13 protein-coding genes are annotated in these 14,873 nt (G+C 67.7%); 6 read left to right on the forward strand and 7 right to left on the reverse strand.

Going from position 1 to position 14,873, the window contains the following annotated elements; translation table 11 throughout:
* Positions 1 to 165: 165 nt before the first annotated feature.
* The 5 genes from FL583_RS11450 to FL583_RS11470 all read left to right on the forward strand — a co-directional run bounded on the left by FL583_RS11450 (position 166) and on the right by FL583_RS11470 (position 5,157).
* A complete protein-coding gene (locus FL583_RS11450; RefSeq protein WP_276611600.1) occupies positions 166 to 582 on the forward strand; it encodes an ester cyclase in 417 nt (138 codons plus the stop codon).
* Entirely contained in the window at positions 579 to 1,457 is an 879-nt protein-coding gene (locus FL583_RS11455) for a DODA-type extradiol aromatic ring-opening family dioxygenase (RefSeq protein WP_142704557.1), read from the forward strand. Before FL583_RS11450 ends, FL583_RS11455 begins: the two co-directional genes overlap by 4 nt.
* An 82-nt stretch (positions 1,458 to 1,539) precedes the next feature.
* On the forward strand, positions 1,540 to 2,466 hold the full coding sequence (locus FL583_RS11460; protein WP_170323597.1) for an NADP-dependent oxidoreductase: 927 nt from the start codon (positions 1,540 to 1,542) through the stop codon (positions 2,464 to 2,466).
* Between the two features lie 48 nt (positions 2,467 to 2,514).
* Positions 2,515 to 3,516 carry a nuclear transport factor 2 family protein gene (locus FL583_RS11465; protein WP_142704559.1) on the forward strand — a complete coding sequence of 334 codons (1,002 nt, stop codon included), beginning with the start codon at positions 2,515 to 2,517 and terminating at the stop codon, positions 3,514 to 3,516.
* Positions 3,517 to 3,783: 267 nt separating this feature from the next.
* Complete coding sequence (locus FL583_RS11470; protein ID WP_170323598.1) at positions 3,784 to 5,157, forward strand: GGDEF domain-containing protein; 1,374 nt, start codon at positions 3,784 to 3,786, stop codon at positions 5,155 to 5,157.
* Here FL583_RS11470 and FL583_RS11475 read toward each other — a convergent pair.
* From FL583_RS11475 to FL583_RS11505, 7 genes are all read right to left on the reverse strand, one after another.
* Positions 5,154 to 7,430 (reverse strand): FdhF/YdeP family oxidoreductase, encoded by a 2,277-nt coding sequence (locus tag FL583_RS11475; RefSeq protein ID WP_142704561.1) that lies wholly within the window; start codon positions 7,428 to 7,430, stop codon positions 5,154 to 5,156. The genes FL583_RS11470 and FL583_RS11475 overlap by 4 nt on opposite strands.
* A gap of 64 nt (positions 7,431 to 7,494) precedes the next feature.
* Positions 7,495 to 8,502: a fumarylacetoacetate hydrolase family protein gene (locus FL583_RS11480; RefSeq protein ID WP_142704562.1), complete on the reverse strand. Its 1,008-nt coding sequence runs from the start codon at positions 8,500 to 8,502 to the stop codon at positions 7,495 to 7,497.
* A gap of 65 nt (positions 8,503 to 8,567) precedes the next feature.
* Positions 8,568 to 10,481, reverse strand: coding sequence for an acetoacetate--CoA ligase (locus FL583_RS11485; RefSeq protein WP_142704563.1), 1,914 nt, complete (start codon positions 10,479 to 10,481; stop codon positions 8,568 to 8,570).
* On the reverse strand, positions 10,478 to 11,008 hold the full coding sequence (locus FL583_RS11490) for a cupin domain-containing protein (protein WP_205752028.1): 531 nt from the start codon (positions 11,006 to 11,008) through the stop codon (positions 10,478 to 10,480). Before FL583_RS11490 ends, FL583_RS11485 begins: the two co-directional genes overlap by 4 nt.
* Before the next feature lie 121 nt (positions 11,009 to 11,129).
* Positions 11,130 to 12,272, reverse strand: coding sequence for a thiolase C-terminal domain-containing protein (locus FL583_RS11495; RefSeq protein WP_142704565.1), 1,143 nt, complete (start codon positions 12,270 to 12,272; stop codon positions 11,130 to 11,132).
* Positions 12,269 to 12,676, reverse strand: coding sequence for a Zn-ribbon domain-containing OB-fold protein (locus FL583_RS11500; RefSeq protein ID WP_142704621.1), 408 nt, complete (start codon positions 12,674 to 12,676; stop codon positions 12,269 to 12,271). The genes FL583_RS11495 and FL583_RS11500 overlap by 4 nt, the downstream gene beginning before the upstream one ends.
* 308 nt (positions 12,677 to 12,984) lie before the next feature.
* The gene (locus FL583_RS11505) at positions 12,985 to 13,629 is read right to left on the reverse strand and encodes a TetR/AcrR family transcriptional regulator (RefSeq protein ID WP_142704566.1); all 645 of its coding nucleotides are present in this window, start codon (positions 13,627 to 13,629) and stop codon (positions 12,985 to 12,987) included.
* A 336-nt stretch (positions 13,630 to 13,965) separates the two neighbouring features.
* Between FL583_RS11505 and FL583_RS11510 the strand changes: the two genes are divergently transcribed.
* Positions 13,966 to 14,868: an ABC transporter substrate-binding protein gene (locus FL583_RS11510; protein WP_142704567.1), complete on the forward strand. Its 903-nt coding sequence runs from the start codon at positions 13,966 to 13,968 to the stop codon at positions 14,866 to 14,868.
* Positions 14,869 to 14,873: the final 5 nt, after the last annotated feature.

Consider the following 14,873-nt stretch of genomic DNA (forward strand, 5'->3'; position numbering starts at 1 on the left):
CTTGCACTGTGAAGTAAATTGGCGGTAGATTAACTTCACGGTGCAAGTATTTGAGCCCTAGTTGGTAGCGGCCTGCTCCGTGCCGATGGGAGACGGTATGCCCGATGCAGGGATCGACCGCCGAACCGGCGGGGCCGCCGTGCGGAGAAGGAGCGAATTGTGACTGTGGCGTTGACTCACCGAGAGCTGGTCCGGCGTTTCCTGGACGCGTTCCACACCAACGACTCGGCCACGTTGGATGCGCTCGTGGCCGACGACTACATCAACCACGCTGGCATCGGCGACGGTCGTGGGCCGCTTAAGCGCCTGATCCAGGCGAACACCGACGCGTTCGCCGACCTGCGCTATGAGATCGACCCGCTCATCGAGCAGGGTGATCTCATCGCCGTCCGGCTCACCGTCACCGGCACCCATCGGGGGCCGTACCGCGGGGTCGCTCCGACGGACCGCACCGTCCGCTTCGAGGTCATCGACATCTGGCGGGTCGCGAACGGCCGCCTCGTAGAGCACTGGGGCCTCTCCGATCAGCTCGGCCTGGCTCAGCAACTCGGCCTAGCGCTGGCGCCGACGGAGGGGCGATGACGAATCGACCCAGCGACGGGCCGCTGCGCTCGGACACCCCTGCGGCGGCCTATGACGCGCTCTTGGCCGACGTGCTCCCGCAGGCACGGTCCCAGCGTTCCTGGGAGCCGTCGGACGGGCAGCTACCGGCCCTATTCGTCAGCCACGGCGCGCCACCCACCCTCGACGACCGGCCTTGGCTCGACGCGTTGTTCGCCTGGGGTCAGTCCATGCCCAAGCCCCGGGCGATCGCGGTGATCTCCGCACACTGGGAGAATGCCCCGATCGCGATATCCGGATCAGAGGCCGGCACGCCGCTGTACTACGACTTCGGTGGCTTCCACCCCCGTTATTACACCCTGACCTACCCGACCCCGGACGCCACCGACCTGGCTCACCGCGTCGCCGGGACACTGGCCGGATCGGGCCCGGTCCACCAGTTCACCGACCGTGGACTCGACCACGGCGCCTTCATCCCGTTGCTGGCGATGTACCCGGCTGCCGACGTGCCGGTCATCCAAGTGTCCATGCCGAGCCTCGACCCGGAAGCGTTGCTCGCTCTCGGTCAGCGCCTGCGAGGCCTTCGCGAGGAAGGAATACTCGTGATCGGATCGGGCTACCTGACGCACAGCTTCGCGGTACTCCGGAACCCCGGCCTGGCCGGATACACCGAAGCGTTCGACGAATGGGCCACCGACGCCATCGCCCGCGGCGACATCGACGCGTTGGCCGACTACCGAGCGAAGGCGCCCGGGGCCTCCATTGCGCATCCCACCGCGGACCACTACGTCCCGCTACTGCTCACACTCGGCGCCGCGGACTATCCCGCCACCGCGACCTCGGCCATCGAACGCTTCTACCACGGCAACTCCATTCGCTCGTTCTCCATCAACTGACCCGTCGCGTTCTCCCGACGCCGGACCCCTACCGACCGGTGGCGGCGGTGACGCCTGCGCGCTCTCTGGAAGGGACCGTTCGTTGAAAGCCTTCACCCTCACTACGGCCGGCGCCACGCCCGCCCTGCTCGACCGGCCCGCACCTAGTCCAGCGGCGGGCCAGATCCTCGTCCGTGTCCACGCGTCGTCGGTCAACGCCCTCGACGTGGGTATCGCCCTCGGACGATTCGAACAGATGGGGATCCCTCACCAGTACCCGCTCACTCTCGGGCGCGACATGGCCGGCGTGGTGGAGAGCATCGGACAGGATGCCGGGGCGTTCGCGGTCGGCGACCGAGTCTTCGGCGAGATCCCGTTCCGTCCGCCGATCTCGGCCGGCACATGGGCGGAGTACGCGCTGGTCGATCACCGCAATCTCGCCCGCGTCCCGGACGCGATCGACCTCGTGACCGCCGGTGCGGCACCCCTCGCCGCAGTTACCGCGATCCAACTGGTCGATGCCCTCGACCTCGCCGCAGGCCAAACGGTGCTGATCGTCGGCGCTACCGGCGGCGTCGGCAGCATCGCCGCCCAACTGGCCACGGCGGTCGGCGCCACTGTCGTCGCCCCCGGGCTGCCCGGCGACGAGCAGTTCCTCCGCCAGCTAGGCGTCGCCGACATCTGGCACCGCGACGACGATCTGGTCGCCGCAGTCCGTGACCGACACCCCCGCGGCGTCGACGCGATTATCGACGCCGTCACCCCCTACCAGCTCACCGCCTACGAGGCCGCTCTCGGAGACGGAGGGCGCATCACCTCGCCCACCAACGCCGCAGGCGAGGGACCCGGCCGGACCAACGTGATGCACACCCCGACCACCACACTGCTCGACCGCGTCGCCGGATATCTGGCCGACGGCACCATCGCCGTGGCCATCCAGCGCATCTACACGCTCGACCAGGCCAATGGCGCCCTGCAGGCGTTCCGCAGCGGCCACACCCTCGGCAAGATCGCCATTCAAATCAGCTGAGCCACGGCCCCTGCAGCCAGTATCCATTCACGCCCAAGGAAAGCACTCATGAAAAACACCAGAACGTGGTTCACCGGGATCGCCACCGTCGCGATCGTCGCCGCCGCTGCGGCCGGCTACGGAGTAGGTGCCCAGGCGGCCGATGCCCCGGCTCCGGCGAAGCAGGTCTCGCGCCCCGACACCGCCGCGGTCTACCCGGACGTCGTCGAGACCTCCCACGCCTCGAAGGGCGCGGCAGACTTCCTGCGGTCGTTCTTCACCGCCAAAAGCCAGCACAAGGTCGACGCCACCGCATCCCACTTCAACAAGCAGCAGGCGGCGTACTACGACGCGACGCTCGGCTGGCCCGCGGAGTCCTACGACGCGGTCCGGAAGATCTTCGCCGACGCCATGCCCAACTGGCCGAAGGAAGCGAAGTCCTACCCCACCCGGATCATCGGCGACACACGCAGCGCCGTCGTGTTGTTCACCGATACTCCGGAACTCTTCGGTGGCGAGGTTCGGGCGATCGGTGTCCTCGACTTCGAGAACGGGAAGATTACCCGGTGGGTCGACTACTGGGACTCGCGCAACTTCGGGTCGGAGGCGGCTGCGAAGCTGCGCACCCCGGCAGCGGCCTTCCCCCAGTCGCTCGGCGAAAACAAGGTGAGCGGTCACGCGTCGGCGGCCGTGGACCGAGCCGCGCGCAAGCTCAACGACGCGCTCAGCAGGAAAGACGCGAAGGCCGCAGCGGCGCTCTTCTCTGACGACGCCACATTTGAGGACATGGCGCTGCGGACCAACATCCAGGGTCGATCGGCGATCGGCCGCTACCTCCAGCGGGCACTTCCCGACCTTCCCTACGGCCCTGGAGCTACCGTCCGCCACGTCGTCGGCAGCAACCAGGGCGGCGGCTACGAATGGAAGGCTGACGGCAAGGCCGTGCCTCGCGGCGCCACGGCCCTTGAGCTGGACGCCCAGGGCAAGATCACGCGGCTGACCGCTGTCTGGGACGGCTCGCTGCTCAGCGACCAGGTGATGTCGTCGCTGGCCGCACGCTCCATCGACTGACCGCAGCACACCGACAAGTACGAGGTCCTTCGCAGCCCGGCGCACAGGCTGCGAAGGACCTCGTCGTCGTCAAGGCCGGGAGAGCGACGCACCTGATCCGCACCGCTCTCGCACCCCTGGCGCATCGGGCGGCTCCGACAAGAAGTTGACATCCAACCGCGGAGGATCTCGATGACGCGCTATCGCACTGCAAGCGTGGTGACGTCTTGCGTTGCCCTGGCCGCTGCGGTGTCCGCCTGGAGGCCCCACGGCTGTACACAGGGACTGGTGCGCGTAACGATCAGCATTTTGGTCGTCGTTTTCGTCGTCATCTCGGTGCGGCGGCTGCCGTGGCGCGATCAGATGCCATGGCAGCTCTTCGCTGTCGGCCATCTCGCGACCGCGGCAGGTGCGCTGGTCAGCTCCCTCTCCGGCGGGGGACTCAACACGCAACAGGCCCAGCTGTGGACCGCCGGCGCCGCCTTGCTATTCCTCGCTGCCAACAGCGCAGGCATGGCAGTCCTCATCCGGCGTTGGAACATTCACCGCGACAGCGCCGCGTCGATTGAGTCTGCAGCCGTCGTGGTTAGCCTCAGTCTCATCTCATGGGTTTGGGCGATCGCTCCGGCCGACGAGCTGACTGTGGCGGCCTCCGGCGACGTGGGAGTCCGGCTGGCCTTCGTGGGGGCAGGCCTGCTCGAGGTTGCTCTCGCGGTCCTCGTCATGCGCGGCGGCTCGCGAACCGTCGTAGCGGCTCGGCTACTCACCGCGGCCACCTTTCTCAGCTGGTTCGGTTCGATCCTGCACATCGCCGGTAACCGGCCAATGACCGACGACTCACTCATCGCCTGGCTGAGCAACACGCTATGGACTCTCGCGATGCTCCTGCTCGCCGCTGCCGCAGCGCACCCGAGCGCGGCACGGCTCGGCCGACCCGCGTCCACGCGGCCCGCGCACTCAGTGATCACTCTCGCAATGCTGGGGGGAGCCGCGATCCTCCCGCCGGTCACACTGCTCGTCGATACCGTGCGCAGTTCAGCAACCGTCATTGCGGTCGCCGTAGCGTCGATGCTGTTGGTGTTGCTGTTGCTGCTGCGCGTCGGTCAGCTTCTCCGACATGTGCAACGACAATCGAACCTCTTGTACCTCCAAGCTAACCGGGACGAGCTGACAACTCTGCCGAACCGTCGCTCCTGGAGCGAGGCCGCCGCGACGCTGGCGAGTGATTCACCCGGCGAAGAGCCCGCCGCCGCCGTCGCGATCCTCGATCTGGATCGCTTCAAGCTGTACAACGACACGTTCGGGCATGCCGCCGGCGACGATCTCCTTCGGTCGGCCGCCGAGGCATGGCGACGGTGCCTGCGGGCGACGGACGTCCTGGCCCGCCACGGCGGGGAAGAATTCGTCGTCCTGCTCCCGTCGCCCGATACGGAGATTGCTCGCCGTGTCCTGGAACGGATGCAGGAGGCCACCCCATACTCGCAGTCCTTCTCCGCGGGGATCGCCCGCTGGGAATTCAGAGAACCAGTCGACGCGGCGCTCGCCCGCGCGGACGAGGCGCTTTACCGCGCGAAGGCTGAAGGCCGCCGCCGGGTGTACATCGCGCCATCACCCACAACAACCGCACCCGCCCGGCACACGGCGCCCTCGCCGGTGCCCTAGTGAGCCGGTGAACGCTGCAGGCGGATGACGACCGACTTGGAAACTGGGGTGTTGCTGATCTGCGCGGTGTTGTCGAGCGGAACCAGCACGTTCGTCTCCGGGAAGTACGCCGCGCAGCACCCCCGAGCGGTGTCGTACGCGACCACACGAAAGCCCGGGGCGACGCGTTCACCGTCGGCGTACTCGCTGATCAGGTCGACCTGGTCGCCGTCGGCAATGTCCAGCGCGGCGAGATCGCTGGGGTGGACGAAAACTACTCGGCGGCCAGCGCGGATGCCGCGGTAGCGGTCGTCGAGCCCGTAGATGGTGGTGTTGTACTGGTCGTGCGATCGCAGCGTCTGCAGGAGCAGGCGCCCCGGGCCGACGCGTAGGACTTCCAGCGGGTTGACCGTGAAGTTCGCCTTACCGGTCACGGTGGGGAACATCCGGGCGTCGCGAGGGCCGTGCGGCAGGACGAAACCGTCGGCGGTCCGGACGCGTTCGTTGAAGCCCTCGAAGCCGGGCACGACCCGCGAGATCCGGTCGCGGATCGTGTCGTAGTCGGCAGAGAACGAGGTCCACGGAAGGTCTAATCCCGGCACAGTCCGCTCGGCGATTCCGCAGACGATGGCCACCTCGGACCGCAGCTGCGGCGACGCGGGACGGAGGTGACCGCGTGAGGCATGCACCGCGCTCATCGAGTCCTCGACCGTGACGAACTGTGGTCCGCTCGCCTGCAGGTCGGCTTCCGTGCGACCGAGCGTCGGCAGGATCAGCGCGCGACCGCCGGTGACCGCGTGCGAGCGGTTGAGCTTGGTGGAGATCTGCACGGTGAGGCGGGTGCCGCGCAGAGCCGCCTCGGTCACCGCAGTGTCCGGCGTCGCGGAGACGAAATTGCCGCCGAGCCCCATGAACACCTTCACGGTGCCGTCGCGCATCGCCCGGATCGTCTCGACGACGTCGTGACCGTGCGCCCGGGGCGGATCGAAGCCGAACTCGTTGGCGAGCGCATCGAGGAAATCCGCAGCGGGTTTCTCGTAGATACCCATGGTGCGGTCACCTTGGACGTTGCTGTGGCCCCGGACCGGACAGACACCCGCCCCGGGGCGCCCGACGTTGCCGCGCAACAGCAGGAAGTTCACGACTTCCCGGATCGTCGGCACCGAATTCTTGTGTTGGGTGAGGCCCATCGCCCAGCAGACGACGATCCGCTCGGAGGCGAGGACCCGCTGGTGGATCCGCTCGATCAGCGCGCGGCCGAGCCCGGTGGCCTCGAAGACGTCGTCCCAGTCCAGCGACCGGTTGGCCGCGGCGAATGCCAGAAACCCGTGGGTGTGCTCGGCGATGAAGTCGTCGTCGAGTGCGTCCTCGGTTTCCAGGAGCAGCCGGTTGAGGGCTTGGAAGAGCGCCAGGTCGCCGTTAATGCGGATCTGCGCGAACTCATCGGCGAGCACGGTTCCGTTGCCGATGATCCCGGACGCCTTCTGGGGATTCTTGAAGCGCAGCAGCCCCGCCTCCGGCAGCGGGTTCACCGCCACGATCGCCGCGCCGGCAGCTTTGGCCTTCTGCAGCGCGGAGAGCATGCGGGGATGGTTCGTGCCCGGGTTCTGGCCGACGACGAAAATCAGATCCGCACGGTAGAGATCCTCCAGCGATACGCTGCCCTTGCCGACGCCGAGCGTTTCGACCAGCGCCGACCCGGACGATTCGTGGCACATGTTCGAGCAATCGGGCAGATTGTTGGTGCCGAACGCGCGCACAAAAAGCTGGTACAGGAACGCGGCTTCGTTGCTGGTGCGCCCCGAGGTGTAGAACGACGCCTCGTTCGGATCGTCTAGCGCGGCGAGCTCTGACGCGATCAGGTCGAACGCGGCGTCCCAGGAGATCGGCTCGTAGTGCTGGCGGCCGGCCGCGAGGAGCATCGGCTCGGTGAGCCGGCCTCGCTGGCCCAGCCAGTAGTCGCTGCGTGTGGCGAGGTCGGTCACCGAATGCCGGGCGAAGAATGCCGCGTCGACCCGCCGCTGGGTGGCTTCCTCGGCCACGGCTTTCGCGCCGTTCTCGCAGAACTCGGCGGAGTTGCGGTGCTGCGGATCGGGCCACGCGCAGCCGGGGCAGTCGAACCCGTCTTTCTGGTTGACGCGGGCGAGCGTCAGCAGGGTTCTTCCGGCGCTCATCTGCCGGCTTGCGTGCCGCAGCGATTGCAGCACGGCGGGGATGCCGGCCGCGTACTGCTTGGCCGGTCCGACGACCAGTCCCCGGTCGTCAACGTCGTCAGCCGGAGGTGTTGTCACCATCGATTGGTCACCGCATCCATGGTCGAGTGCTGCACCGGCCCGGCGGGGCCGGTGCAGCGTTGGGTCATCGGCCGATCAGCGCACCGTCTCGCTTGCTGGGCCACCAGGTCTCGTCCGCTCGCTGGCCCATCCGGTTCCGCAGAATTCCCACGCTCTCGACCTCGAGTTCGACGAGGTCACCCGGGTTGAGCTTCCGGTCGAGCTCCAGAGCGGATCCGTTGCCGACCGTGCCCGATCCGATGACGTCGCCGGGGAGGATGTATTCGCCCAGCGACACGTAAGCGAGCAGCTCGTCGACCGACCACAGACTGTTGGCGGTGCTGCTCGTGGACCAGGTCTCCCCGTTCACCCGGACTTCGACGCGGAGGGAGCCGAGGTTGGCGATCTCGTCGATGGTGGTGATCCAGGGGCCGATGCCGTTGGCGAAATCCTTGCTCTTGGCACCGCCCATGCCGATCTGCATCTCGTTGGTCTGCAGGTCACGGCCGCTGAAGTCGTTGAAGATGGTGACGCCGAATAGGTAGTCCCGTGCGACGTCTGGAGTCAGGTTCCGGCCCCGCCGTCCGACGACGTATCCGAGCTCAAGTTCGTAGTCCATCTGGTTGATGTAATGGGGGAAGTAGACCTCATCCTCGTGGCCGATGATTCCCTCGGTGGCGAGTTTGGCGTAGCCCGGGATGCTCAGCATCGCCTCCGGCGGGGTCGTTCCCCATTTGCCGAACATGTTGTTGATGTGACCCAGGAACGTCAGCCCGTCGCGCAGCGTCCGTGGGTCGGCTGCCGACAGCCAGGTGACGTTGGCGAGGGGGATCGACGCGTCGTCCCCGCCGTGCTGGGTTGCGGCTTCGGCGGTCTCGAGCAGGCTATCGCCGGTGGCGATAGCGGCGGTCATGCTGCCGGGAAAGGCAGCGGCAGCCAGCCGACGCGCGGCATCGGGCTCGGCGTGCCGGCCCTGCAGGCGCAGCGCCTCGGCCCGGGCCAGGTCGACGACCCGGCCCTCTTCGGGCAGGACGCGCACCAGCCGTGCGACGGGGCCGTCGGGGCCGGGGACGGAGATTCGACCGAGCTTCATGTGCGGCTCCTCTGTGGAATCAATGGGGGGTGTGCCAGGTCAGGTGACTGCACGTCGGGTGTGGGTCAGGTCGCCAGGTCGTGCAGGAGTTGCGGGTCGTCGACGGTGCCCAGGTCGACGACGTCGGCGAGCGCCTCCCCCTGCAGGAGGCGTTTCACCGGAACTTCGAGCTTTTTGCCGGTCCGGGTGTGCGGGATCGCGCGCACCTGGATGACCTCGTCCGGCACGTGCCGGGGAGAGAGCTCGGCTCGAATGGCCGCCCGAATCTGACTCTTGACGTGCCCGAAATCGGCGTCGTCGGCCACCGCGACAAACAGGGGCATGTAGTAGTCCTCGCCGCGTTCGACGCCGACGACGAGCGCTTCCTGAACCTCCGGGATCGCTTCGACTACCTGGTAGATGTCGCCCGGGCCCATCCGAACGCCCTGCCGGTTGAGCGTCGAGTCAGACCGGCCATGGATAAAAGAGGTGCCGTCTTCGTCGAACTCGATGTAGTCGCCGTGCCGCCAGATACCCGGGAACATGTCAAAGTAGCTTTCGCGGTAGCGCCGACCGTCCGGGTCGTTCCAGAAATACAGCGGCATCGAGGGCATCGGCCTGGTGACGACCAGTTCGCCGCGCTGGCCTACGAGGTGGTGGCCGTGCGGGTCCCAGGCTTCCACTGCGGCTCCTAGCGCCGGTGGCTGCAGCCTGCCGGCCCGGACGGGTAAATCCGGTGCACCGCCGACGAAGATCGAGCAGATGTCGGTGCCGCCACTCATCGACGCCAGCCAGAGGTCGCCCAGTCGGTCGTAGACCCACCGATAGCCGGCGGCAGACAACGGCGACCCGGTGACCAGCAGGGTCCGCAGCGCGCTCCTGGGCGGGCGGACGTCGGCTTTGAGACAGGCATGGAGATACCCGGCACCCAGGCCCATCACGGCGACGTCGTGCTCGGCCACCACCTGCCACAGCCGATCGACCTCAGGCCAGACAGGGCTGCCCTCGAACAGCACTGGCGTGGCACCAACACCGAGGCTGGAGACGAGCGTGTTCCATACCGCCCAGCTCGTGCTGCCCACGTTGAGGAACCGCTCGCCACGGTGCAGGTCGACCTGGAGATGGAGCATCTTCAGGGTTTCGAGCAGGATGCCGCCGTGCCCGTGCACGATCCCCTTGGGAACCCCGGTCGTCCCGGAAGAGAACAGCACCCAGAGCGGATGCTCGAAAGGAACCTCGGCGAACTCAGGTGGAGCATCGCCGGCGGTTGCGTCGCTCCAAGAACGCACCGGACGGGCGGCGGCGATCAGCTCACCCGGACTGTCGGAGTCGACCCAGATGATCTGCTCCACGGTGGGCAGCTGGGCCGCGATCGACGCGATGTCGTCTCGGGAACTGCGGATTTTGCCGCCGTACCGGTAGCCGTCGATGCCGAGCAGGACCTTCGGTTCCAGCTGCGCGAACCGCGACACGATCGCGGTCGCGCCGAACTCCGGTGAACAGATCGCCCAGATCGCCCCGATCGCCGCGGCCGCCAGCAGCCCGACGACGGCTTCAGCGCGGTTGGAGAGTACAGCGACGACCCGGTCACCGGGGCCCACGCCGACCGAGCGCAACGTGGCGGACAGGGCGCCGACCTGGCGGATCAGCTCGTCCCGCGAGACGACGTGGCCCTGATTGTCGTCGTTGACGACGAGCAGCGCAGCGTCCGGTGCTTCGCGGAGGAGATGCTCGGCGTAGTTCACGGTCCGGCCGGGAAACCAGCGGCCACCCGGCATGTTCGTCGGTGCGACGGGTCCGGTGGCGGCACCGCCCAGTCGCACCTGCTCGAACTCGACGAGTGAGCTCCAGAACCTACCGGGATCGTGAGTGGACCACCGCCACAGATCTAGGTAGTCGCTAGCGGCCTGCTCGCCGCCCAACCAGCGGCGGTAGCGCGTCAGCTCGCTGTCCTCGATGCGGGCGGCGCTGGGCCGCCAAAGCACATCCGAGTCACTCATTGCACGACGCCGGACAGTGGGTCGGCGCCGATGAGGACGAACGCCATCCGGCAGATCGAGCCACTGCGATTGGACCAGGCGTGGCTGGTTCCACGCTGGATGACGACGTCACCCGGGCCAAGCCGTCGCTCATCTTCGTCGGTCAGTAGCCAGATCTCGCCATCGAGCACGACGGCGTAGTCGAGTGAATCGGTGCGGTGGAACCAGAAGTGCCGGGCTTGGGCGTCGGCCGCGGCCTGGGCGGTTTCGGAGCCGATCGTGGCGAACAGTTTCGCGATGGCCTCGTCGGAGTACACCGAGTCCGGGGGGAACGTGGCGACTCGCAAGACGGTGCCGCCGGCCTCGGGAAAGCCGATCTCGCGGTCCGCCGGCGCCGGATCGTCGCTCGGCTCATTCGAGACCGGTCCAGCGGCCGTTTGCCAGGGCACTACCGCCGTGAGCCCGGGCACATCCGGAGATGCCCACGCGTTGGGAGCCGGACCGTCGCTGAGCACGACGGATCGACCGTTCGCGTTGTGCCCGGTCACCACTCGACGGGTTGCTGCGACTTCTCGGTCACCACTCAATGCTGTCGTCCTTTCTTTTCGGCTCCGGGCAGGCTCGGCCTGCAGGCTGGAACCAGTTACGCCGGGGAGGGACGGGGCGTGGTCAGGACAGCCGACGTGCCAGCACGGCCGATCCCGCGTACTGGAAGGCGCCGCCGACGCCTTGGGCGAAACTCACCTCGACGCCCGGAACCTGTGCCGCGGCTTCGCCGCGGACCTGGCGCACCGACTCCTGCAGGGCGAACATGCCGTACTGGCCGGTGTGGGTGTAGGACAAGCCGCCGCCGTTGGTGTTCATCGGCAGCGAACCCCCGGGGGAGGTGTGGCCGTCCGCGACGAACGCGCCGGCTTCTCCCCGGCCGACGAACCCGAGATCTTCCAGGCCGTAGAGCGGCACATGCGCGAAGGCGTCGTAGATCATTAGATGATCGATGTCCGACGGCCTGAGCTGAGCTTCGGCAAACGCCATCCCACCGGACCGCCGGAACGCGGCCGACGAGGTGAAGTCGGCCATCTGCGACACGATCGTGTGTTCCATGGCCTCGCCGGTGCCCAGGACATACACCGGCGGCTGCCGGAGGTCGGCCGCACGTTCCGCCGAGGTCACGACGAGAGCGCCGCCCCCGTCGGTGACCAGGCAGCACTCGAGCCGGTGGAAGGGGTAGGCGATCAGGGGTGAGCGGAGGACGTCGTCCACCGTGAGCGGATCACGCGCGAATGCCCGGGGGTTCGCGGCGGCCCACCTGCGCTGGGCAACCGGAACGGCCGCGAGCTGTTCGTGGTTGACATCGCGCTCCTTCATGAACCGGAGCCCGGTGATCGTGAACGTGCTCGCGAAGCCGGCGACCCCGTACGGGATCTCGAATTGCCCCATCGGGCTGCTCGGCGGGAACACGAGCGGATCGGAACCCACCTGTGACCGCCCGGATTCTCCGTGGGAGATCAGCACAGTCGTTGCCAGTCCGCTAGCGATCGCGGCAGCGGCGTGGCGCAGGTGCAAGAAGTAGGAGCATCCACCGACGCTGGTGTTGTCGATCCACCGTGGCGTCAGGCCGAGGGAGTACGCAAGCTCGGTGGCGAACGGACCCGTGCTGGCCACACCATCGATGTCCGAGCGGTCCAAGCCGGCGTCCTTGATGGCGCGCGCCGAGGCATCCGCGTTCAATTCCAGCGCGGACATGTCCGGGACGATCCCGATGCGCTCGCTCTCGGCCGCGCCGACGATGGCGACGGGGCCGCGCGTCATCGCCGATCCTTCTCGGCGGGGCGGAAGACCGGTAACGCCAGCTCGCCACGCGCCTCGAAGGCCACCTCGAGTGGCATATCGAGCTGGAGGTTCTCCGGTGTGTTCGCAACCCCGACGATGTTGGTCATCATCCGGGGTCCTTCCTCCAGCTCCACGACGGCGAGCGCGTAAGGGCCTCGGTCCGCGAACGCGGGCGCCGGGCGGTGGACGATGTTGTACGAGTAGAGGTGCGCCCGGCCGGACGCCCTGATCCACTCGACGGCACCGCCGATGACGAACGGAGATGAGTGGCGCGGATAGAAGAAGAAACGGCCGGTGGATAAGCAGCGCTGAATCCACAGTTCGCCTGCCGCAGCCCCGTCCCAGTAGCGCTGGGTATCGGGGGTGGGCTCGGGCAGCGGCATCACATCGGGGCCCTCTCCGTTGACGGCTCTCTGGCTGGCGGCCGGGTCCTCGACCTTGGCCGCGCAGACGCGCTTCGACCGCGGCAAGCCGACCGATCAGCGGACGTTGCCGTGCAGACGAGCGGAGACGTGAAGATCATCGGCCTCTCGCGCATTCGATACGATACGCCTCGGACCGAACTTGTCAACGGATGCAGAAGGCGCCGAGCGAATCTCGGAGCGCACGTCTGCTAGGTGCTCGACGGCGGCCGCGGTAACGGCTGGTCGCTCGCCGGACGGCGTCGGCGAGCGGCGTGCGGGAACGTGGGCTAGGCGCTCTCGCGGGTGGAGCGGACACGTCGGTCTGCGCTGCGCGCGTCGGCGACCCGATGCGTTCGCGTCGCCGCCAGGCCGGCCAGTGCCACCTCGAAGAGGCGGTCGGTCGCGTCGGCGTTCAGCGGGGCGTTGCGGAACAGCAGCCGGAAGTAGATCGGGGCGTAGAGGATCTCCGCCACTTCGTCCGGCGTGACGTCCGAGCGAAGGTCGCCCTCATCGATGGCGCGCTGGATGAGCTGTGCGACGGCGGCCGCACGCCCCTCGCGGAAGCGGGTCTTGAACTCGTGCAGGGTGGCGGGATCGTACTGGCACTCGGCGATCAGCTGGGTCATCAAACGGCCTTCTGGCCCGTCGTAGACCTTGGCGAGTGACGCGAGGTGCACCCGGAGGGCATCGAGCGCTCGACCCTCGTCCGGCACTGCGGTCTGCGCGATGTGATTGTCCAGGAACGTCTCGATGACGAGAGCCGCTTTGTTAGGCCACCACCGGTAGATCGTCATCTTGCTGACGCCGGCTTCGCGCGCGATGCGCTCGATGGACAGTTTCTGCAGCGTGACGGGCCCTGGTGGCTGGTCGCCGAGCAGGCTCAGGGTGGCGTCGAGGATCGCCCGGCGGCTCGATTCGCTGCGTACGGCCATGAAGTGACCGTAACTGACGTCGAATGACGCCTCTGCCTAGCAGCTCAGGGCGGGGAGGCGTGGCGCTGCGAGAACGGCGAGCAGACCTCTTTACTGTACGGGCCGTATCGTATAGCTTGAGGCATCCGTAAGTCGGACGTGCCCGGCGTCACACCGGGCAGGCAACTACACCAGCGCAATCGGCCCGGTTCCCCCATCTCGGGCTTCCCGCAATCTTCATGGCCGGGCCTCCGCTGCCGCGCTGACGCAGCGGCGGCCGAGAGTTCGACGCCTTGGGCGATCGGCGCGCCCCGGCGGCTCCGCGTGAGTCGCCAACCGTTTCGGGACTACCAGGCGATGCTTCGGCGCGCGACGAGGAGTGTTGAGATGCGTCAATCGGTCTTCCTGGTTCCCACCGCGGCCGAGGTGGCTCGCCGCCGCAGTCTGTTCGCACAGTACGGCGTCGAGGCGACAACGGTGCCGGTGGTCTCCTCCGCTGCTCAGCGGCAGGACCTGGACGCCAACCGTGCGGACGTCGGAATTACGTCGACCGACAACCTCTTCGCGTGGAACGCCGCTGGATCCGACCTCGCCGTGATCGCTCAAATCGAGACGACGACCGACCTCGTGCTGATGCTCCGGCCCGGACTCTCGTCCGTCGCTGGCGCCACACGCGTCCGTCTGGCAGTCGATGCCCCGGCCAACGGGTTCGCGATCGTTGCGTACTCGATGTTGGCGCGGCTCGGACTGCCGGCGGCCAGGTATGAGGTGGTCGAGGTCGGTGGCGTGCGCGAGCGCTTCTCGGCGCTCTCCGAAGGCAGTGTTGACGCGTCGCTGCTCTCGCCTCCCCTCGACGAGCTCGGCCTGGAGCACGGGATGACCGTGGCCCTGCGTATTCAAGACCTGACCAGGTCGTATCCAGGGTTCGGGGTGGTGGCCGACCGCTCCGTCGTCTCCTCCCGGCTGGACGAGGTCGCCGCCTATTTACGGGCGCTGGATGCGGCCAACCGATGGCTATCCGAGGGTCCTCGAGCTGAGGTCGAGACAGAACTGCGCGACATCGGCCTCGGGCCTGCCGCGGTCGCTGCCGTGTTCGCCTCGATTCCGGCCACGTTGGAACCCTCCTCGCAGGGCTTGATGCTCCTGGAGAGGATGCGCCGCGACGTCGGACTGGCCCTTCCCGACGCTCCTCGCGCCACTGAATTGGTCGATCTGCGGCCGCTGCGGGCCGCAGGCCTACTCGCCGACCGGGTGCCCTGACCGCA

Source organism: Cryptosporangium phraense (genome assembly GCF_006912135.1).
GTDB lineage: Bacteria > Actinomycetota > Actinomycetes > Mycobacteriales > Cryptosporangiaceae > Cryptosporangium > Cryptosporangium phraense.

What these genes read in the sequence shown, in the direction of transcription:
- FL583_RS11480 (WP_142704562.1), bottom strand. Translation starts at nt 8,502, where the DNA reads ATGAAGCTCGGTCGAATCTCCGTCCCCGGCCCCGACGGCCCCGTCGCA.
- FL583_RS11500 (WP_142704621.1), bottom strand. Translation starts at nt 12,676, where the DNA reads ATGCCGCTGCCCGAGCCCACCCCCGATACCCAGCGCTACTGGGACGGG.
- FL583_RS11465 (WP_142704559.1), top strand. Translation starts at nt 2,515, where the DNA reads ATGAAAAACACCAGAACGTGGTTCACCGGGATCGCCACCGTCGCGATC.
- FL583_RS11475 (WP_142704561.1), bottom strand. Translation starts at nt 7,430, where the DNA reads ATGGTGACAACACCTCCGGCTGACGACGTTGACGACCGGGGACTGGTC.
- FL583_RS11455 (WP_142704557.1), top strand. Translation starts at nt 579, where the DNA reads ATGACGAATCGACCCAGCGACGGGCCGCTGCGCTCGGACACCCCTGCG.
- FL583_RS11485 (WP_142704563.1), bottom strand. Translation starts at nt 10,481, where the DNA reads ATGAGTGACTCGGATGTGCTTTGGCGGCCCAGCGCCGCCCGCATCGAG.
- FL583_RS11495 (WP_142704565.1), bottom strand. Translation starts at nt 12,272, where the DNA reads ATGACGCGCGGCCCCGTCGCCATCGTCGGCGCGGCCGAGAGCGAGCGC.
- FL583_RS11510 (WP_142704567.1), top strand. Translation starts at nt 13,966, where the DNA reads ATGCTTCGGCGCGCGACGAGGAGTGTTGAGATGCGTCAATCGGTCTTC.
- FL583_RS11505 (WP_142704566.1), bottom strand. Translation starts at nt 13,629, where the DNA reads ATGGCCGTACGCAGCGAATCGAGCCGCCGGGCGATCCTCGACGCCACC.